Below are 17,065 nucleotides of genomic sequence, written 5' to 3'. Positions count from 1 at the left end.
TGCGGCCCGCGGCCCCCAAGGCTGGTCGGCAGCCTCCTCGTGCATCAGGCCACCTCGGCCCGGCGCCGCAGCACCGCCAACGGCTGCGCCCAAACCGCCCCCGGCCGGCGCTTGCTGGTCACCAGTGTCAGCTCCGACGGCTGGAACACGTTGACGTTGTGCGTGGCGGGCGTGGTCAGGATGTATTGCGCTCGGGTGCTCTTGAGGAACGCACCGACCTTGTCGATGTTGAAGATGTCGAGATGGGCGAACGGTTCGTCGATGAACACGAAGCCGCCGGGGCGGTCTTCATCGCGCATGAGGGCGACGAGCAGCAGCAGTGACTTCATCACCTGCTGGCCACCCGAGGCCTCGCCATCATCCATGCCGATCCAGCCCTTCTTGTCGAACTCGAAGCGCACGGTGAGTGCCGCCGAGGCGAGGGCGAGATCGTCGTTGTTGAGTTCGGGCAGGTCCACGTCCACGCCGATGCCGGCGAGATCGGCCAGCACCTTCAGGTTCCTGGCGTAGCGTTTGACCGTATTGCGCAGCACCTGGATGTAGGCGCCGCGGGCTTCGTGCGTGATGCGGCCGGCGCGCTCCAGGTGCAGGCGGCGCTTCTCGAGATCGTGCTTCAGGCCATCGTGATCCGCGCCCAGCTTCTCGCGCAGGGCCAGTACGCTGGCATCCTGCTCCCAGTGGCCTTCTTCCAGGCGGCGTTCCACGCGATCCAGCTCGCGGCGCACGGCGGCCGGTGATTCGAAGCGTTCGCGCAGGGCAGCGATTGCAGTGCGCGTACGGTGGGCCAACGCTACATGCTTGCGCTTCGCGCGGAAGGCCTTCAGGCGATCGACCTGCTCACTGCGCGATTGATGGTACTGGCGCACGCCATCGGCGAGCTGGTTCTGTACGCTGCGTTGTTCGCGGGCGGCATTGTCGCGTCCGTTCGAGATGTTCAGCCGCTTCTCGCGTACGCCTTCGTAGTACTGCTCGGCGGCGGCGTGACTATCAGCGGTGCGCTGCACATCTTCCTGCAGGCGTGGCTGCAAATCACGCGCTTCATTGAACTCTTCTGCACGGTCGGCGAGCTGGCTGCTTGCATTGGCACCACGCAGGATGCTTTCCGCATCGCCAGCCTGGGCCGAAGCCGTTTTGCGCTCATCGGCGATCTCGCGCAGGCGGCCCTCGATCTCGCGCAGCCTGGCTTCACCATCGCGGAGCTGGCGCTCGCGCGCGGAGGCGCCGAAGTACATGTCATCGACGCCCAGGTGGCGGCCGCCACGGCGTTCGCGGAAATAGCCCTGTGGGGTGATCCAGTCCTGCTCGCGGCCGAGCTTCGAGCCCTCTGCTACATCTTCCACGCGCTGGATGCGATCGAGATTGCGCAGCAGCCAGTCCGGCGCAGCGGCAGAGAATTCGACCACTTCGTGCAGCGAGCCGGCCACCGGCTTCTCGGCAGGCGCGCGGTCGGCGACGACGAAGTGTTTGTAGCGCATTGCTTCGCCGAGCTTCCATGCTTTCTCGCGATCGCGCGGATCATCGAGCAGAACCACGTGGCGATAACCCGCCAATACGGCTTCGACGGCGGGCTGCCAGCGCGGCTGCGTGATCTCGACGATCTCGCTGAGCATGCTATGGCGGATGCCGGCCTCATCGAGCGCGCGGCGGAAACCTGCCTCGAACTCGGGCGTATAACGACGGCCGCTACGCCACGCGGAAAGCTTGGTGGTGAGCGTGCCCAGGTCCTGGCGCAACGCCGCTTCCTCGTTCTGCAGTGCATGCAGTCGGGCGCGGGCATCGCGGGCGATATCGGCAAGCCGCTCGTGATCGGCACCGTTCTGGGCGGCGACCATTTCGCGCAGGCGGTTTTCCTGGCGAATGACCAGGTCGTTCTGGGCCAGCGCCGCGCGGGCGGCATCCAGGCTCTTCTGCGTGGACTGGCGAGCGATGTCGGCTTCGTGCTGTTCGCCGCGCAGTTGTTCGCCATGGGCATCAAGCTCGGCGAGTTGGCGGGTAAGCTCGGCATCCCGCTGCTCCAGCTCGTTGACGCGGCGCTTGATGCCGTTCAGCGCCGGCCGGGCACCGCGCACGCTGGCCGCCAGGTCGGCGAACTCGGTACGCGGCAGCACTTCGGCCACCAGCGATACGCGTTCGTCCTTCAGGTGGTTCCATTCCTGGTAGGAGCGCGCGCGTGCCTCGGCTTCCTGCAGGCTGACGCCGATGAGCGAAAGCTGGTGCTCCAGGCCGTGTTGTTCGCGGTCGGCCTCGGCCTGCTCGTTGCGCGCGCGCTGGTAATCATCGAGCACCGCCTTGTCGCCGAACACATCGAAGACCAGGTCGAGCAGGGCTTTCGGGGGCAGCTGGCACAGCTTGTCCGTGGCACCTTGTTCCAGCGTGAGTACGCGGCGAATGGCCTGCGACAGGCCGGCGCCTTCCAGGCGCACGCGGTACTCGCGCAGGCCCAGGAAATCGTTGCGCGCCTCGATCTCTTCCACGCTCACGTCGCCGCCGAGCACGGCGTACTGGCGCGTCCACTCGCCGCCCTTCTTCTGGATGCGGCAGGCGAGGGTGACCTCGCGATCCATCAAGGGGAAGAAGGGGCGTTCGCCGTTCGGCCCGGGAATGTTTCCGACGCGGGCGCGCAGCCACGCTAACGGCTTGCCGTTGTGGCGCAGGTAGCTCTTGTAATCACGGTTGCCCGCGCAGTCGATGGTGAGCAACGTGCGCAGCGCATCGAGCAGGGTGGTCTTGCCCGAGCCGTTCGGCCCGACGACGGTAACGATGTTCGTATCGAGCGGCAGGCTGAAACGCTGCCAGTAATCCCAATGGACGACCTCGAGGCTGCGGAAATCAAACATCGGTGGTGCCCTCGGGATCGGCTTCGGTGTCGGTGTCGTACAGCGGCTCGTCGTCGGTATCGCTTACGGGCGTGTTCGTGGCGCGCGTCGCGGCATCGGCAAGCAGGTCGCCAAGGGCACCATCCAGGATGCGTCGCGCGGTGCGTTCATAATCGAATGCGAGATCAAGTAACGGGCCTTCCGCCACTTCGCCCTTGCGGCGCACGATGAAACCCAGGCGGTTGAGCGTACCGAGGTTGAAGTTCACGCGCGTCTTGCCACCCAGCTTCTCGGCGAAGTCGGCAAGCAGCGTACGCTCGGCGATCACCGGCGAAATGGTCGGGTCGCGCGGGATGGGCTTCTCTTCGGCGAACATCTGGCCTTGGGACGCCTTGGCTTCGACTTCCTGGCGCTCGACCTGGCGCTGGCGCTTGGGCAACACGATCAGCGCCCAGATGACGACGAGCAAGGCGACGCCATCGCGATCCAGCTGCATGGTGTTGGAGATCCAGCTATCGCTGCCGCCGAACACCGCGCGCTCGCTGCGCCGCGCCACGGCCAGGCCGATGTAGGCGGCATAGGGGTGTTCGCGCAGTTCCAGGCCCACTGCTTCCAGGCGGCGGTCCAGGTCTTCGCGGAAGGCCTCGTCGAGCAGCGCCTTGCGCGCCTGCGCGTCGTCGCGCGGCAGCCAGCGTTGCGCAAGCAGGCGGGTCACCAGGCTGGCGGTTTCATCATGCATCGGGGGTGTCCTTCGCAGGTTCGCGCGGGCGCAGGCGGCCGGCGCTCACCAGGGCGATCTGGGGCAATTCGGGGTCGATCAGCACCGGCTCAATCTCAAGCGCGAGCGGCAGGCGGGCGAGGTCGGCGGTACCGCCCTCCAGCGCCGCGGATTCGGGGTCACCCAGCAGGCCGAGCAGCGACAGGCGGTACGCCGATAGCGCGTAGTCGGTGCCAATCAGCGTGTCGGCCAGCTCGCGTGGCGCGGTGATCGCGGCCAGCTCGGCATGCCAGTCATCGAGGTAGCGCAGGTCTTCCTCGCCCATGGGCAGGTCGGCGGTATCCGGTGGTTCCTCGGCACCGGGTAACGTCGTGACCTCGGCAGCCAGGCGCTCGCGTTCGAGCAGTTCGTATTCCGCCACGTCCAGGGCAATCTGATCGTGCAGGAAGGGCGCGGGCAGCGGCAGCGAAAGCTGGCCCTCCTCGAAGGCGGCCAGGGTGTCGACATCCTGCGCGCGCAGCCAGCCGACGAGATCGGATGAGGACAAGCCCGTGCGCCCCAGGTGCACGCGGTGCTGGTCGATCTTGTTCAGTTCACGCTGGAACACACCGGCCTGGCGGAGCAGGCCGCTCTGCGCGCGACCCACGGCCTGGGCCAGCCGGTGGGCGACCGGCTCGAGTTCATCGCCCTCGGTAATGGCGGCGACGATCTCGGTGCCTTTCTCGACCCAGATCCATACCGAATCCAGGCGCTCGGCAGCGCGGCGGATGCGGTGCTCCGAGCCGGAGAGCACGGCGCGGTCGAAGTCTTCCTTCAGCTCGGTGAGGCGCGAGAGCAGGTGGCCCAGCTCATCGACCGACACGCGGCCCACGGCCTGGCCGGCGGCCAGCTGCGCCGTCAGGTAGCCGAGGCCGTCGTCATCGTCGTTCTCGAACTCCAGCATGGTCGCCAGGGCGCCCAGCGCCTTGCGGCCTACGGGGCCTACGCGATAGCGGAGGGTCTCGGTGTCGTAGACGAGGAGATCGTGGTCCTTCAGGCGCTGGACGACGGTCTCGAGCTTGACCGGGTCGACGAAGGCGAGCTGGTCCCGGATCTCCTGCGGCGTCCATTCCGTGGCATGCGTGCGCGCGCCGATCGTGCGCAGCACCAGCAAGCGCAGGAGCACCTGCGCCTCGCTGCCGTGGAACAGCGCGGAAAACGCACGCAGCAACCCGCGGCCGCGCAGCAGCGGGAAGACAGTGGGAAGGTCCTCGGCGACGACACCGTCGCGGAAGAGATCCTGCAAACGTTCGTCGTGGACGGTGGTATCGACTGGCCCGTTCAAGGTCAGCGACGGTCGACGCCAACGAAACGGAGGAACTCGCCGCGTGTACGCGGATCCTCACGGAAGCTGCCGAGCATCTGGCTGGTCACCATCGAGACACCGCGCTTGTGCACGCCGCGCGTGGTCATGCATTCGTGGCTGGCATCGATCACCACGCCCACACCGCGCGGGCGCAGCGTGTCTTCGATGCAATGCGCGATCTGAGCCGTGAGCTTTTCCTGCACCTGGAAGCGGCGGGCGAAGCCATCGACCACGCGGGCCAGCTTGCTGATGCCGACGACGCGATCGGTCGGCACGTAGCCCACGTGGGCGCGGCCGATGATCGGCGCCATGTGGTGCTCGCAGTGGCTTTCAAACTCGATATCGCGCAGCACGATCATCTCGTCGTAGCCTTCGACTTCCTTGAAGGTACGGCGCAGGTACTCGGCCGGATCCTCGTCGTAGCCCTTGAACCAGTCCGAGTAAGCCTTGACCACGCGCTTGGGCGTATCGAGCAGGCCTTCGCGCTTCGGATCCTCACCGGCCCAGAGCAGCAGGGTGCGCACGGCCTCTTCGGCCTGTTCGCGGGTGACCGGACGGGACTGGGAATCGTCGCTCATCGGGGTGGGTTCCTTAAAGGCGGGTGCAAACCGCCATTGTAACGCGGGGCGGCTCCGCCGGGCAGGCGAGCCCATGCGTGGCGGCGCCCCGTGAAGGAGCGCGCTTGCGCGCGATCCGGGCCACCTCAGTCCTCGGCTTCGCCCTCAGCCTCAGGCTCATCGCCCCCCGGCGCCAGGTCCAGCAGACGCTGGGTCTCGTCCCCACCCAGTGTCTCCACGCCGCGCAGCTTGCGCTCAATGGCACGGGTGCGGATACCGGCGTTATCGATGCTGTTGCGCACCGTATCCAGCTGCTTGCGCGTTTTCTCCAGCACCACGCCGAACTTGCCGAACTCATTCTTCACCGCGCCCAGCACCTGCCAGACCTCGGAGGAACGCTTCTCGATGGCCAGGGTGCGGAAACCCATCTGCAGGCTGTTGAGCAGGGCGGTGAGCGTGGTCGGGCCGGCCACCGTCACGCGGTGGTCGCGCTGCAACTGGTCGGAAAGGCCGGGGCGGCGGATTACCTCGGCGTACAGGCCTTCGGTGGGCAGGAACAGGATGGCGAAATCCGTGGTGTGTGGCGGTGCCACGTACTTGCTGCGAATGCGCTTGGCTTCCTCTCGGACGCGCAGTTCCAGCGCCTTGCCGGCGCTGGTCACACCCTCGGCATCGGCCGCATCCTGGGCCTCCAGCAGGCGCTGGTAATCCTCCACCGGATATTTGGCGTCGATCGGCAGCCACACCGGGGTGCCGTCGTCGGCGCCCGGCAAACGGATCGCGAATTCCACGCGCTCAGCGGAACCGGGCACGGTGGCCACGTTGGCGTCGTACTGCTCGGCCACCAGGATCTGCTCGAGCAGGGCGCCCAACTGCACTTCGCCAAACGTGCCGCGGGTCTTCACGTTGGTGAGCACGCGCTTCAGGTCGCCCACGCCGGCGGCCAGTGCCTGCATTTCGCCGAGGCCACGCTGCACGGCCTCCAGGCGTTCGGATACCAGCTGGAACGACTGGCCGAGGCGGGTCTCCAGGGTAGCCTGGAGCTTCTCGTCCACGGTGGCGCGCATCTGCTCGAGCTTGGCGGCGTTGTCCTGCTGGATCGCGGCCAGGCGCGTCTCCAGCGTGCCGCGCATGTCGGCCATGCGCTTTTCGTTATCGGCCGTGAGCGCGGTGAAACGCTGGTCGAGCTGTTCACCAAAGTGCTTGAGGGCGAGGGCCGATTCTTCGCGGGTCTTGCGTGCATCGTCGGCCATGCCCTGGCGCAGTGTCTGCAGGCCAAGGTCGGTGCGCTCGGTGAGCTGGTCCAGCCGGCGGCCGAAACCCTCGATGCGCTCGTGCTGATGGGTGGCGGCGGCTTGCAGCTGATCCTGCACGTGGCCGCGGAACTGGCCAAAGCTTTCGCCCAGCTCACCGCGGCCAGCGCGCTGTTCGTCGCGCAGCACGCCCTCCAGGCGGCGGGTGTCATCGCGCAGGGCGTCCAGCTTCGCGGCACTGCCGTTATCGCGTTTACCGCGGGCGAGAAGGGCGAAAAGCAGGGCGAGGCAAGCAACGCCGACCACGAGCAGGGCAAATAGCAACAGCGTTTCGAGATTCATGCGGCGAGCTTAACGGTAGGAGCCCACCCTGTGGGCGACATGTTCTGCAGGGCGCATCAGGGCCCGTGCGTCATCGCGAAAGATGTCGCCCACGGGGTGGGCTCCTACGCGGGGCAGGGGTAGCCTGCCGGTAACGGATCTCAGATCTCGCGATTGCCCACGATGACGACATCGGCGCGGCGCTTGGCGAACAGGCCGACGCAGACAATGCCGGTGATCTGGTTGAGCTGGGCCTCCAGCGCCACCGGATCCTTGATCTGCCAGTTATGCACATCAATGATCCAGTTGCCGTTATCGGTGGTGACGCCATCGCGCCACACCGGCGTGCCGCCCATGGCGGTGATTTCACGGGCGACCAGGCTGCGCGCCATCGGGATCACCTCGATGGGCAGCGGGAACTTGCCCAGCACTTCGACCTGCTTGGTGGCATCGATGATGCAGACGAACTTGTCCGATGCCGCGGCGACGATCTTTTCGCGCGTGAGCGCGGCGCCGCCGCCCTTGATCAGGCACTTGTTGCCATCGCACTCGTCGGCGCCATCCACGTAAAGGTCCAGGCGCCCTGCGGCGTTCAGGTCCATCACGTCGAAGCCCAGCTTGCGCAGGCGGTCGCTGGAGGCCTCGGAACTGGAAACGCAGGCCTTGATGCTGTCGCGGTACTGCGGCAGCTCATCGATGAAGAAGTTCACCGTGGAGCCGGTACCCACGCCGATGATCCGGCCCTTGGGGCCGTTGCCGACGTACTTGAATGCGGCGGTTTCGGCGGCGAGACGCTTCTCGTTGTCCTGGCTCATGCTTTTTCCAGCTTCAGGATGATGTCCCAGTCGTGCTTGGCGACCGGCATCACGGAAAGGCGGTTGCCCTTGCGCACCAGCGGCATATCCGCCAGTTCATCAAGGTTCTTCATTTCATCCAGCGAGATGGTGCGCTTGAACTTCCGTTCGAACTTCACATCGACCAGCATCCAGCGCGGTTCTTCGCGCCTGGCCTTCTCGTCGTAGTACTTCGACTTGGGGTTGAACTGGCTCTCATCCGGGTAGGCCGGCGACGCCACGGTGGCGATGCCCACGATGCCCGGAACGTCCGTATTCGAGTGGTAGAAGAAGATCTTGTCGCCGACCTTCATGCCATCACGCATGAAGTTCCGTGCCTGGTAGTTACGCACGCCATCCCAGGGTTCGACGCCCTTGCGCTGCAGGTCGTCGATGGAAAACGCGTCCGGCTCGGACTTCATCAGCCAATACTTCATTCCGCGCCTTCGGTGCAGTCGATCAGTTCTTTTTCGGTGGCGATGTAATCGAGCTTGATATCCCACTCCGCGGTTTCGATGCCCGGCAGTTCCTGGAAGGAATAGCCGACACCGATCAGCAGTGGTTGCGCCGGGCGCTTCTGCCCGCGCAGGAACTCGAAGCTGCGATCGTAGTAGCCGCCGCCGAAACCCAGGCGGTTGCCCTTGCGGTCGAAGCCCAGCAGTGGCACCAGCACGAGGTCGAGCTTGTCGGCCTCGATGATGTGCGACGCGGCCTTGGGTTCGGGAATACCCAGCTCGTTGGATTCGACGTCCTCGCCCGTGGTCCACGGCGCAAAGGTGAGGCGCTTCTTGCCGGCTGTCTTGGTGACGATGGGCAGGTAGAAGGTCTGCCCGCGTTCGCCGAGCGGCCCGATGGCCACGTTGAGCGGCAACTCGCCGCCCGTGGCCCAGTAGCCGGCCACGTGCTTGTCGGTAAGGAATTCGGGCAGCTGTTCCAGCGAATGGCGCAGGCCGGCGGCCGCGGCGACCCGCTCGGCGGGCTTCAGCTCGCGGCGGCGCTGGACAAGATCGGCCCGCAGTTCACGTCTCTCGGGGAGCTTTGACATGGTCGTTCAGCCGAACGGCACGGTCCTGGGCGCCCGTGAGCCGCCACGCCCGGTGCCGCGGGCAAGGCGCTGACCGGCCCCTGGGGGCCGGCCGGCAAAAGAAAGAGGCGTTCTCCGCGATGCCGCTGCGCACCAAACGACCTTGATCCAAAGGATCAGGTGGGAGAGCCACACGGTCTCAAGGCTTTCCGTACGAAGGCGGACATGCGCAACAACCGTGTAAGGCCGACCCGGGGTCGTATGTAGGAACAAGGCAAATGTAAAGTGCGCTGGCGAGCACCGCAGGGAACGCCCGGCGCTTATTTTACCGATGCGTCGAGCAGACCATCAAGCTTTCTGCGCAAGGAGGCCAACCCATCGGTCAGGGCCTGTTCCTGCGTGTTGTGCTGCCCGCGCAGGGTGAGCAGCTCGTGGGCGATGCTCACGGCGGCCAGGACGGCAATGCGATCGAAGCCAGGCACCTTGGCGCTGGACTTCAGTTCACGCATCTTGTCATCCAGGAACCGGGCGGCTGCCACCAGGCCTTCACGCTCTTCGGGCGCGCAGGCGATATGGAACTCGCGGTCGAGGAGCCGCAGGGATACGGGTTCGTGGCTCGGTGCATTCATGCTGGAATCAACCCGTGTTCTCCAGCGCCTTCAGGCGCTGGATCATGGCTTCGACGCGGCTGCGGGCCTGCTCGTTGCGCGCCATGAGGCTGGCTCGCTCGTTGGCCAGTTGCTCCTGGCTGTGACGCAGGCTGCGGTTTTCTTCCGTCAGGCGACGGACAGTATCGACGAGCCGGTCGAGCGTCGCGCTCAGGGCTTCCAATTCAGTCTTGAAGGCATCCGGGTTCGTCATGCGCGGACTATAACAGGGGTTCGTCGCTTGTCAGCAGGCCGTGAAGGTGAATTCGGCCACGACCCCACTGGCCGGGTGCATTAGACTTAAAGCCGATCCTTGAGGAGTACCCGCCATGTCGGCTAACCAGACCGTCGATCCCGAAGACATCGCTGAACTTATCGGGCGTTGCAACCTGGCCACCACGGTCAGCGAGTTCCACGGTTCGCTGGTGGGATACATCAGCGCAGGCGGTAGCTTCCCCGGCGGTAACGTGCTGGACGCATTGAAGATCGAGCCCGATCCGGCACCCAACGCCAACGAAGCGGCGATGCTCGGACGGCTTCGCCACCAGACCGAAGAATGGCTGGCGGATACCGACCTGAGCTTCATGCCCTGGGTGCCCGATGACGAATCGCCGCTCCACGAGCGCGTGGAAGGGCTGGCCGACTGGACGCGCGGTTTCCTGGGCGGTTTTGGCCTGGGCGGCTCGCCCGAAGCGGCAAAGGCCCTGAGTGAAGATGCCCGCGAGATCCTCCGCGACATGGCGACCATTGCTTCCACCGAAGTCACCCTGGATGACGACGTGGATGGCGATGAAGATTCGCTGATCGAACTGGAAGAATACGTGCGGGTGGGCGCACTTACGCTGCATGCGGAGATGGCGGCCCGCCAGGAACCGGCGAGCGATACGCGGCATTGATCGCGGCGGCTGAATACGCCCGGCGTCGCCGGGAGCTCATGCGCATGGCCGGCGAGGATGCGGTGCTGATCCTCGCCGCCGCGCCCGAGCGCATGCGCAACGCCGATGCGCCCTGGCCATACCGCCAGGATTCCGATTTCCACTACCTCACCGGTTTTGGCGAACCCGAGGCCGTCCTTGCCCTGCTGCCGGGCCGGGCACATGGTGAAACCGTGCTGTTTTGCCGCGAGCGCGATGCGGAACGCGAACGCTGGGATGGCGAGCGCATGGGCACCGATCGCGCGGCCCGCGAACTGAAGCTGGATGACGCGTTTCCGATCGATGACATCGACGACATCCTGCCGGGGATGATCGAAGGCCGGGCGCGGGTGTACTGCCATTTCGGCCAGGAGCCGGACTTTGATGCCCGACTGCTCGGCTGGATGCGCCGCCTGCGCACGGCGCGGGGTGGTGGCGTGGTACCAAAGGATCTGGTGGCCCTGAGCCACCTGCTGCACGACCTGCGCCTGTTCAAGTCGCGCGATGAGCTGGCGCTGATGCGCCGTTCGGCCGAGGTTGCCGGTGCCGCTCACCTGGCCGCCATGGCCCTGGCGCGGCCTGGCGTGGCCGAGTACGAAATCGAAGGGGAAATCCTGCGCACGATCCGCAGCCGCGGTGCGGTGCCGGCATTCCCTCCGACCATCGCCGGTGGCGCGAACGCCTGCATCATGCATTACCAGGCCAACCGCGCCACGCTGAAGGCGGGCGACCTGCTGCTGGTCGATGCCGGCGCGGAGGTGGATTGCTACGCCTCGGATATCACCCGTACCTACCCCGTGGATGGCACGTTCAGTCCTGAACAGCGCGCGCTTTATGACATCGTTTATGAAGCCCAGATGGCAGCGATCGATGCGGTGCGGCCGGGCCGTGCGTTCGCCGATTCACACCGCGAGGCCGTGCGGGTGATCGCTTCCGGCCTGTGTGCCCTTGGCCTGCTGAAGGGCGGGGTGGAGCGGGTGATCGCCGAGGGCGCCTATAAACAGTACTTCCCCAGCAAGACCGGCCATTGGCTGGGCCTGGACGTACATGACGTGGGCGATTACCGGATCGACGGCGAACCGCGCGTGCTCGAAGAGGGCATGGTGCTGACCGTCGAGCCCGGCGTGTACATCCCGCCGAACGACAAATCCGTGCCCGAGCGCTGGCGCGGCATCGGCATCCGCATCGAAGACGATATCGCGGTCACCAAGGGTGCGCCCGAAGTGATGACCGCGATGGTGCCCAAAACCTTCCCCTAGGTGCCGTGGTGGTTACAGCAACGGGTGCCCGTCTTTTTTCTGGTGCGCTTCGTCATCCGCGTGTACTTCGAACCACATCGCATTGAGGATGGCGAAGGTGCAGGCCAGGCCCAGGCCGAGGATCCACGAGAAATACCACATGAGTTGCTACTCCTCAGTACATGTTGTGCGACTTGCGCACGTGTTCGAGGCTGACGCGGCCGCGCATGACGCGGAACACCCACGTCGTGTACAGGATGATGATCGGCAGGAACACGATGGCCAGGCACATCATGAGGAACAGCGTGCCCTGGCTGGATGAGGCATCCCACACCGTGAGGCTCGAGCGCGGATCCACCGACGAGGGCATCAGGAACGGGAACAGCGCGAAGCCGGCCGCCGCGATGGTGCCGGCCACGGAAAGGCAGCTGCTGAAGAAGCCGAGGAAGCCCTGGCGCGCGACGAACAGCTGCACGCCCAGTGCACCGATGAAGGCGACGACCGGCGCGATCCAGAAGAACGGGTGGGCCATGTAGCCGACGAACCACGAGGCCCCCACCGCTACCTGCTTCGCCAGGGGATTGGAAACGCCATCGGTTACCACCGGCCCGGCCACCGCATACCCGGGTATGCCGTAGGCCAGCCAGATGCCGGCCAGCACGAACAGCACCACGTAGACGAGCGACGTGATGCGCGCCGTCCGGGCTGCCCGCGCCGCGATCGACTCGTCGGCTTTCATGGCGACCCACGCCGCACCGTGCGTGAGCAGCATGCTAAGGCTCACCAGGCCGCACAGCAGTGCGAACGGACGGAACAGTTCGAAGAACGTGCCGTCCCAGGTCATGCGCAGGTCGCCGTCGTAGTGGAACGGCAGCCCGAGGAACAGGTTGCCGAACGCCACGCCGCACACCAGCATGACGATGACGCCCGATGCCACCAGGCCGTAATCCCACGCGCGTGTCCAGGTCGGGTTTTCCACTTTCTCGCGGAAGTTGAAGCCCACGGGGCGAATGATGAAGGCCAGTAGCAGCACGAACATCGCGACGTATAGCCCTGAGAACGATGCGGCATACAGGAGCGGCCACGCCGCGAACACCGCGCCGCCGCCCAGGATGAACCACACCTGGTTGCCTTCCCACGTGGGCTCGATCGTCTCCAGCAGTACGTGGCGCTCGTGCTCGTCGCGGCCGAGGACGCGCAGCAGCGCGGCCACGCCAAAGTCAAAGCCATCCATGATCGCGAATGCCGCCAGCAGCACGCCGATCAGGGCCCACCAGATGACGCGAAGGATCTCGTAATCAAGCATGTCGCGCGCTCCTTCAGGCGGTCTGGGCGGTGGTCGGTAGCGGGGCAGGCGAGGGCGGCCACATGCCCAGGCCATCGGGTCCCTTCCTGGCGAACTTCACCATCAGGTAGCCATCGATCACGGCAAGCGCGGTGTAGAACAGCACGAAGCCACCGAGCGATATCCATACCTGGCCAGGGGTAAGCGACGATGCACCCAGTGCCGTCGGCAGTACCCCCTCGATCGCCCAGGGCTGCCGGCCGTATTCGGCGACGATCCAGCCCAGCTCCGCGGCCACCCACGGTAAGGGCAGGCTCCACAGGGCGATGCGCAGGAACGCCTTGCCTTCGAGGCGGCGCTTGCTGGCGCGCCAGAACGCATACGCAAACAATCCGATGAACCAGAACCCGCAGGCCACCATGAGGCGGAACGACCAGAACAGCACCGGCACGTTCGGAATCGTGCTTTCGGCCGCGCGTTCGATATCGGCTGGCGTCGCCTTGCGCGGGTCATCGATGAAGCGCTTCAACAGCAACGCATAGCCCATGTCCTTGTCGTGTGCCGCAAGGATCGCTTTTGCCTGCGCATCATCCTTGTTCTCGCGCAGCACCAGCATGGCATCGTACGCCTTGATGCCATCGCCGATCCGCACCTTCGCATCGTCCACCAGCGAATCGATGCCAAGGATCGGCTCATCGATCGAGCGTGTACCGATCAGCCCCATGAGCCAGGGCACGCGGATCGCCGCATGCGTTTCGCGCTTCGCGACATCCGGAAAGCCAAACAGGGTGAACGAGGCGGGCGCCGGCTCGGTTTCCCACATGGCCTCGATGGCGGCCATCTTCATCTTCTGGTTCTCGGACACGGTGTAGCCCGATTCGTCACCCAGGACCACGACCGAGAGCGAGGCCGCCAGCCCGAAGCTCGCAGCAACCGTCATGGAGCGCTTGGCGAAATCCACGTTGCGCCCGCGCAGCAGGTACCAGGCGCTGATCGAAAGCACGAACATCGCGCCCATCGTGTAGCCGGCGCTCACCGTGTGCACGAACTTGGCCTGGGCCACGGGGTTCAGCACCACGTCGCTGAACTTCGTCACCTCCATGCGCATGGTCTGCGCGTTGAAGGCGGCGCCGACCGGGTTCTGCATCCAGCCGTTGGCGATGAGGATCCACAGCGCGGAGAGCGAGGTGCCCAGGGCCATGAACCAGGTGGCGATCAAGTGTTTCAGGGGCGTCGTGCGCTCCCAGCCGAAGAAGAAAACACCCACTAGCGTGGACTCGAGGAAGAACGCCATCATGCCTTCGATGGCCAGTGGCGCACCGAAGATATCGCCCACGTAATGCGAGTAATACGCCCAGTTCGTACCGAACTGGAACTCCATGGTGACGCCGGTGGCGACGCCCATGGCGAAGTTGATGCCAAACAGCACACCCCAGAACTGGGTCATGCGTTTCCATACTTCGCGCCGGGTCATCACGTACACGCTCTCCATGATGGCGAGCATGAAGGCCATGCCTAGCGTGAGCGGTACGAACAGGAAGTGGTAAAGCGCCGTCAGCGCGAACTGCAGGCGTGACAGGCCGACGACTTCGGGGTCGACGATCATGGCTTGGTTTCCTGGGTGGATGCGGAAGCGGGGGCAAGGACGCGGCCTACGCCAGCGGGAGAAACATCCGCGCGGGGCAGGGGCCGGATGGCGACGTACCAGATGAGCATCAGCAGGGCGAGCTTGGCGACGACGATGACCGAGAGCTCAAGGGCGAGCCTCGGCAGCGGTTTGTCGCGCCAGCGTGGGCGCCTTGGCGGAACGTCGACATCCATGGTGCGACTCCAGCGATAGCCTTGGAACATCTGCAGGCAGCTTAGGCCTGGGCATGCTTCCACGATCGATGGCCGATTGTCGCAGCGGCCTGACCGCGCTTACTTCGCTTGTTTCCCCTGGGCACAGCATACGCCAGGTTGAACCCGGATAAAGGGCGCGGGTTCTAAGTAGATTGTCTGTAGACGGCGGCACGTTGCGTGCCGTCTTCAGGAGCCAGCTTGCTCGCGGTGCGGGGGGGGGTGCGGCGGCGTGGCCGCACCCCGAACCGCTATGGCCCGGTAGGCCTTATGCCAGCTGCGCGAACGCGTCGCGGGTCATGTTTTCCGGTTCGCCGGTGGTGCACACCACGTCATCTTCGATACGGATGCCGCCGTACTTGCGGAACGCATCGACCTTGTCCCAGTTGACGTCGGCGGCGGCCGGCTTGTTCTTCAGTTCGGCGAGCAGCATGTCGATGAAGTACAGGCCCGGCTCGATCGTCACGACCATGCCCGCCTCGAGGTTACGCGTAAGGCGCAGGTACGGGTGGCCTTCGGGCTTGGCGATGGTGCCACCCGCATCGGAGGCGTGGAAGCCGGCGACGTCGTGCACCTGCATGCCGATGCCGTGGCCCAGGCCGTGCGGGAAGAACGCCGAGGTGACGCCCGATTCCACCGCGCTTTCCGCGCTCATGCGGATGAAGCCGTGCTCGCGCAGGACACCGGCAATGGCATGGTGGGCATGCACATGCAGTTCGGGGTAGTTCTGGCCTGCGCGTACCTTGGCCACGAACGAGCGCTCGGCGGCATCCATCGAATCGATGAGCGCCTGGAATTCGCCGGCGTTCTTGCCTGCATACGTGCGTGTGATATCGCTGGCGTAGCCGGAGGCGCTGGCGCCCGCATCGATCAGGAACGAGCGGTGTTCGGCCGGCGGTACGCGGCCGAAATGCGTGTAATGCAGGATGGCGGCGTGCTCGTTGAGGCACACGATGCTGGCGTACGGCAGCTCGGCATCGGTCTGGCCCACGGCGGCCAGGTAGGCCTGGTGGATGCCCAGCTCGCTGGCGCCCTCGCGGAACGCCTGCTCGGCGGCACGGTGGCCGCGCACGCCACGGCGGCTGGCTTCGCGCATCAACTCGAGTTCGTACGGTGTCTTGTACGCGCGGTGGTAATGCAGGTAATCGGTGACCGCCGACGGATTGTTCGGCTGCACTTCGTTCACGCCGCAATACTGGTCACCAATGATCGCGCTGCGCGACTGCAACGGCAGTTCGGCGATGGCATCGGCGGCCTTGCGCACGGTGACGATATCGAAATGGTCCACCCAATAGCCGGTCGGGGCCTCGGGCACGACATGCCAGTAATCGTGCGGCTGCAAGAACACCAGCTTGGGCTTGTGCCCGGGCGTGTACACCAGCCAGCTGCCCGGGGCATCGATCAGCGGCAACCAGTGCTTGAAATGCGGGTTCACCGTGAACGGGTAGTCCAGGTCATCCATGAACTTGGTGATCGGGCGGCCGGCCGGGACCACCAGGTGGTCGAAACCGCCGCGGGCGAGCGCCACATCGGTGCGTTCACGCAGGGTGGCGAGGTGCTGCGGATAGAGCGCGGCCAGCGCGTCGTTCATGGGGATCTCCGGGGCGTGTGGGGTGGGGCAACCACCTATGGTGCGCCTCCGGGCGCCACTATCCAACCCTTACGCGGCGGAATAGACCACGGTGTAGTCGCTGGCCAGGTCGCCCAGGCGCAGGCGCAGCGCAATGGCGGCGTGGTCGAGGCTATCGGTGAAGGAACGCAGGTGCACACCGTGGAGGCTGATCGCGAAGTGGCCCACCGCGAAGTCGTGGGTCGGCGAGGCCCAGTGGGTCAGGGGTGTCCAGGTGGAACAGCCGGGACAGGCGACGAAGGCCGAATCCGGCGAATCGCACCAAACGGCCAGGGCCTCTTCCAGGGCTTCGCTGCCCTCGTCACCCGGCGAGAGCCGCTCCTGGCACTGCGGGCAGCGGATGGTGAAGCTGCCGTCGTAGCGGCAGAAAATGCCGTTCTCCGGGCCACCATCCACCATCAGCGCGCGCTGGCCATCGTCTACCCAGTGGTGGCCGCTGGCGTGCAGGCCGATGGCGAAGATGCCGGTATCGGCCATCAGCTGGTGGTCGACCACCTTGAAAGGCGCATCCATCCCCGGATCGACCACGGCTGAAATCGTGCCGTCGCCGATCAGCTTCAGGTACAGGCTGGTGGCGGCCGCGGCGGCATCGTCGCGTTCGAGCGTGGTATCCACAAGCAGGGTCGTCGGGTGGTTCATCGTGGC

18 protein-coding genes and 1 other RNA gene are annotated in these 17,065 nt (G+C 65.6%); 2 read left to right on the top strand and 17 right to left on the bottom strand.

What is annotated here, in order from left to right; genetic code table 11:
- Nucleotides 1-44: 44 nt before the first annotated feature.
- The 11 genes from L2Y97_RS19790 to L2Y97_RS19740 all read right to left on the bottom strand — a co-directional run bounded on the left by L2Y97_RS19790 (nucleotide 45) and on the right by L2Y97_RS19740 (nucleotide 9,728).
- Nucleotides 45-2,837, bottom strand: a complete 2,793-nt coding sequence (locus tag L2Y97_RS19790; protein ID WP_247430035.1) for an AAA family ATPase — start codon at nucleotides 2,835-2,837, stop codon at nucleotides 45-47.
- Nucleotides 2,830-3,555: a hypothetical protein gene (locus L2Y97_RS19785; RefSeq protein WP_247430032.1), complete on the bottom strand. Its 726-nt coding sequence runs from the start codon at nucleotides 3,553-3,555 to the stop codon at nucleotides 2,830-2,832. The genes L2Y97_RS19790 and L2Y97_RS19785 overlap by 8 nt, the downstream gene beginning before the upstream one ends.
- On the bottom strand, nucleotides 3,548-4,858 hold the full coding sequence (locus L2Y97_RS19780) for a hypothetical protein (RefSeq protein ID WP_247430029.1): 1,311 nt from the start codon (nucleotides 4,856-4,858) through the stop codon (nucleotides 3,548-3,550). Before L2Y97_RS19780 ends, L2Y97_RS19785 begins: the two co-directional genes overlap by 8 nt.
- Nucleotides 4,859-4,860: 2 nt before the next feature.
- Nucleotides 4,861-5,457 carry a GTP cyclohydrolase I FolE gene (gene folE, locus L2Y97_RS19775; RefSeq protein WP_247430027.1) on the bottom strand — a complete coding sequence of 199 codons (597 nt, stop codon included), beginning with the start codon at nucleotides 5,455-5,457 and terminating at the stop codon, nucleotides 4,861-4,863.
- Nucleotides 5,458-5,582: 125 nt separating this feature from the next.
- Nucleotides 5,583-7,031, bottom strand: a complete 1,449-nt coding sequence (locus L2Y97_RS19770; RefSeq protein WP_247430025.1) for a DNA recombination protein RmuC — start codon at nucleotides 7,029-7,031, stop codon at nucleotides 5,583-5,585.
- 140 nt (nucleotides 7,032-7,171) lie between these two features.
- Nucleotides 7,172-7,825, bottom strand: a complete 654-nt coding sequence (rpiA, locus tag L2Y97_RS19765) for a ribose-5-phosphate isomerase RpiA (protein ID WP_247430024.1) — start codon at nucleotides 7,823-7,825, stop codon at nucleotides 7,172-7,174.
- A complete protein-coding gene (locus L2Y97_RS19760; RefSeq protein ID WP_247430022.1) occupies nucleotides 7,822-8,280 on the bottom strand; it encodes an EVE domain-containing protein in 459 nt (152 codons plus the stop codon). The genes rpiA and L2Y97_RS19760 overlap by 4 nt, the downstream gene beginning before the upstream one ends.
- Entirely contained in the window at nucleotides 8,277-8,888 is a 612-nt protein-coding gene (locus L2Y97_RS19755) for a 5-formyltetrahydrofolate cyclo-ligase (RefSeq protein ID WP_247430020.1), read from the bottom strand. Before L2Y97_RS19755 ends, L2Y97_RS19760 begins: the two co-directional genes overlap by 4 nt.
- 107 nt (nucleotides 8,889-8,995) lie before the next feature.
- Nucleotides 8,996-9,179, bottom strand: a non-coding RNA gene (gene ssrS / locus L2Y97_RS19750) — 6S RNA.
- An 8-nt stretch (nucleotides 9,180-9,187) separates the two neighbouring features.
- The gene (locus tag L2Y97_RS19745) at nucleotides 9,188-9,496 is read right to left on the bottom strand and encodes a cell division protein ZapA (RefSeq protein ID WP_247430018.1); all 309 of its coding nucleotides are present in this window, start codon (nucleotides 9,494-9,496) and stop codon (nucleotides 9,188-9,190) included.
- Nucleotides 9,497-9,503: 7 nt separating this feature from the next.
- Complete coding sequence (locus L2Y97_RS19740; protein ID WP_247329781.1) at nucleotides 9,504-9,728, bottom strand: TIGR02449 family protein; 225 nt, start codon at nucleotides 9,726-9,728, stop codon at nucleotides 9,504-9,506.
- Nucleotides 9,729-9,843: 115 nt separating this feature from the next.
- Here L2Y97_RS19740 and L2Y97_RS19735 point away from each other — a divergent pair, with 115 nt between their 5' ends.
- Nucleotides 9,844-10,410, top strand: coding sequence for a UPF0149 family protein (locus tag L2Y97_RS19735; RefSeq protein WP_247430016.1), 567 nt, complete (start codon nucleotides 9,844-9,846; stop codon nucleotides 10,408-10,410).
- Between the two features lie 44 nt (nucleotides 10,411-10,454).
- A complete protein-coding gene (locus L2Y97_RS19730) occupies nucleotides 10,455-11,687 on the top strand; it encodes an aminopeptidase P N-terminal domain-containing protein (RefSeq protein WP_343218380.1) in 1,233 nt (410 codons plus the stop codon).
- Between the two features lie 12 nt (nucleotides 11,688-11,699).
- Here the strand turns inward: L2Y97_RS19730 and cydX are convergent, their stop codons facing one another.
- The 6 genes from cydX to L2Y97_RS19700 form a co-directional block, all read right to left on the bottom strand.
- Nucleotides 11,700-11,828, bottom strand: a complete 129-nt coding sequence (gene cydX / locus L2Y97_RS19725) for a cytochrome bd-I oxidase subunit CydX (protein ID WP_247430012.1) — start codon at nucleotides 11,826-11,828, stop codon at nucleotides 11,700-11,702.
- Nucleotides 11,829-11,841: 13 nt separating this feature from the next.
- Nucleotides 11,842-12,972, bottom strand: coding sequence for a cytochrome d ubiquinol oxidase subunit II (gene cydB / locus L2Y97_RS19720; RefSeq protein WP_247430010.1), 1,131 nt, complete (start codon nucleotides 12,970-12,972; stop codon nucleotides 11,842-11,844).
- Between the two features lie 13 nt (nucleotides 12,973-12,985).
- Nucleotides 12,986-14,554 carry a cytochrome ubiquinol oxidase subunit I gene (locus tag L2Y97_RS19715; RefSeq protein ID WP_247436926.1) on the bottom strand — a complete coding sequence of 523 codons (1,569 nt, stop codon included), beginning with the start codon at nucleotides 14,552-14,554 and terminating at the stop codon, nucleotides 12,986-12,988.
- On the bottom strand, nucleotides 14,554-14,772 hold the full coding sequence (gene cydP, locus L2Y97_RS19710) for a cytochrome oxidase putative small subunit CydP (RefSeq protein WP_247430008.1): 219 nt from the start codon (nucleotides 14,770-14,772) through the stop codon (nucleotides 14,554-14,556). The genes L2Y97_RS19715 and cydP overlap by 1 nt, the downstream gene beginning before the upstream one ends.
- A gap of 286 nt (nucleotides 14,773-15,058) precedes the next feature.
- Nucleotides 15,059-16,381 (bottom strand): Xaa-Pro dipeptidase, encoded by a 1,323-nt coding sequence (pepQ, locus tag L2Y97_RS19705; RefSeq protein WP_247430006.1) that lies wholly within the window; start codon nucleotides 16,379-16,381, stop codon nucleotides 15,059-15,061.
- A 69-nt stretch (nucleotides 16,382-16,450) separates the two neighbouring features.
- Nucleotides 16,451-17,059, bottom strand: coding sequence for a hypothetical protein (locus tag L2Y97_RS19700; RefSeq protein ID WP_247430004.1), 609 nt, complete (start codon nucleotides 17,057-17,059; stop codon nucleotides 16,451-16,453).
- Nucleotides 17,060-17,065 lie beyond the last annotated feature (6 nt).

The sequence above is a fragment of the Luteibacter aegosomatissinici genome (genome assembly GCF_023078495.1).
Lineage (GTDB): Bacteria > Pseudomonadota > Gammaproteobacteria > Xanthomonadales > Rhodanobacteraceae > Luteibacter > Luteibacter aegosomatissinici.
Note: the sequence above shows the minus strand (reverse complement) of the source record. Positions and strands in the feature narration are given on the sequence as shown.

What these genes read in the sequence shown, in the direction of transcription:
- folE (WP_247430027.1), bottom strand. Translation starts at nt 5,457, where the DNA reads ATGAGCGACGATTCCCAGTCCCGTCCGGTCACCCGCGAACAGGCCGAA.
- L2Y97_RS19785 (WP_247430032.1), bottom strand. Translation starts at nt 3,555, where the DNA reads ATGCATGATGAAACCGCCAGCCTGGTGACCCGCCTGCTTGCGCAACGC.
- L2Y97_RS19790 (WP_247430035.1), bottom strand. Translation starts at nt 2,837, where the DNA reads ATGTTTGATTTCCGCAGCCTCGAGGTCGTCCATTGGGATTACTGGCAG.
- L2Y97_RS19745 (WP_247430018.1), bottom strand. Translation starts at nt 9,496, where the DNA reads ATGAATGCACCGAGCCACGAACCCGTATCCCTGCGGCTCCTCGACCGC.
- rpiA (WP_247430024.1), bottom strand. Translation starts at nt 7,825, where the DNA reads ATGAGCCAGGACAACGAGAAGCGTCTCGCCGCCGAAACCGCCGCATTC.
- L2Y97_RS19755 (WP_247430020.1), bottom strand. Translation starts at nt 8,888, where the DNA reads ATGTCAAAGCTCCCCGAGAGACGTGAACTGCGGGCCGATCTTGTCCAG.
- L2Y97_RS19730 (WP_343218380.1), top strand. Translation starts at nt 10,455, where the DNA reads ATGGCCGGCGAGGATGCGGTGCTGATCCTCGCCGCCGCGCCCGAGCGC.
- L2Y97_RS19740 (WP_247329781.1), bottom strand. Translation starts at nt 9,728, where the DNA reads ATGACGAACCCGGATGCCTTCAAGACTGAATTGGAAGCCCTGAGCGCG.
- L2Y97_RS19770 (WP_247430025.1), bottom strand. Translation starts at nt 7,031, where the DNA reads ATGAATCTCGAAACGCTGTTGCTATTTGCCCTGCTCGTGGTCGGCGTT.
- L2Y97_RS19700 (WP_247430004.1), bottom strand. Translation starts at nt 17,059, where the DNA reads ATGAACCACCCGACGACCCTGCTTGTGGATACCACGCTCGAACGCGAC.
- pepQ (WP_247430006.1), bottom strand. Translation starts at nt 16,381, where the DNA reads ATGAACGACGCGCTGGCCGCGCTCTATCCGCAGCACCTCGCCACCCTG.
- cydP (WP_247430008.1), bottom strand. Translation starts at nt 14,772, where the DNA reads ATGGATGTCGACGTTCCGCCAAGGCGCCCACGCTGGCGCGACAAACCG.
- cydX (WP_247430012.1), bottom strand. Translation starts at nt 11,828, where the DNA reads ATGTGGTATTTCTCGTGGATCCTCGGCCTGGGCCTGGCCTGCACCTTC.
- L2Y97_RS19735 (WP_247430016.1), top strand. Translation starts at nt 9,844, where the DNA reads ATGTCGGCTAACCAGACCGTCGATCCCGAAGACATCGCTGAACTTATC.
- L2Y97_RS19760 (WP_247430022.1), bottom strand. Translation starts at nt 8,280, where the DNA reads ATGAAGTATTGGCTGATGAAGTCCGAGCCGGACGCGTTTTCCATCGAC.
- cydB (WP_247430010.1), bottom strand. Translation starts at nt 12,972, where the DNA reads ATGCTTGATTACGAGATCCTTCGCGTCATCTGGTGGGCCCTGATCGGC.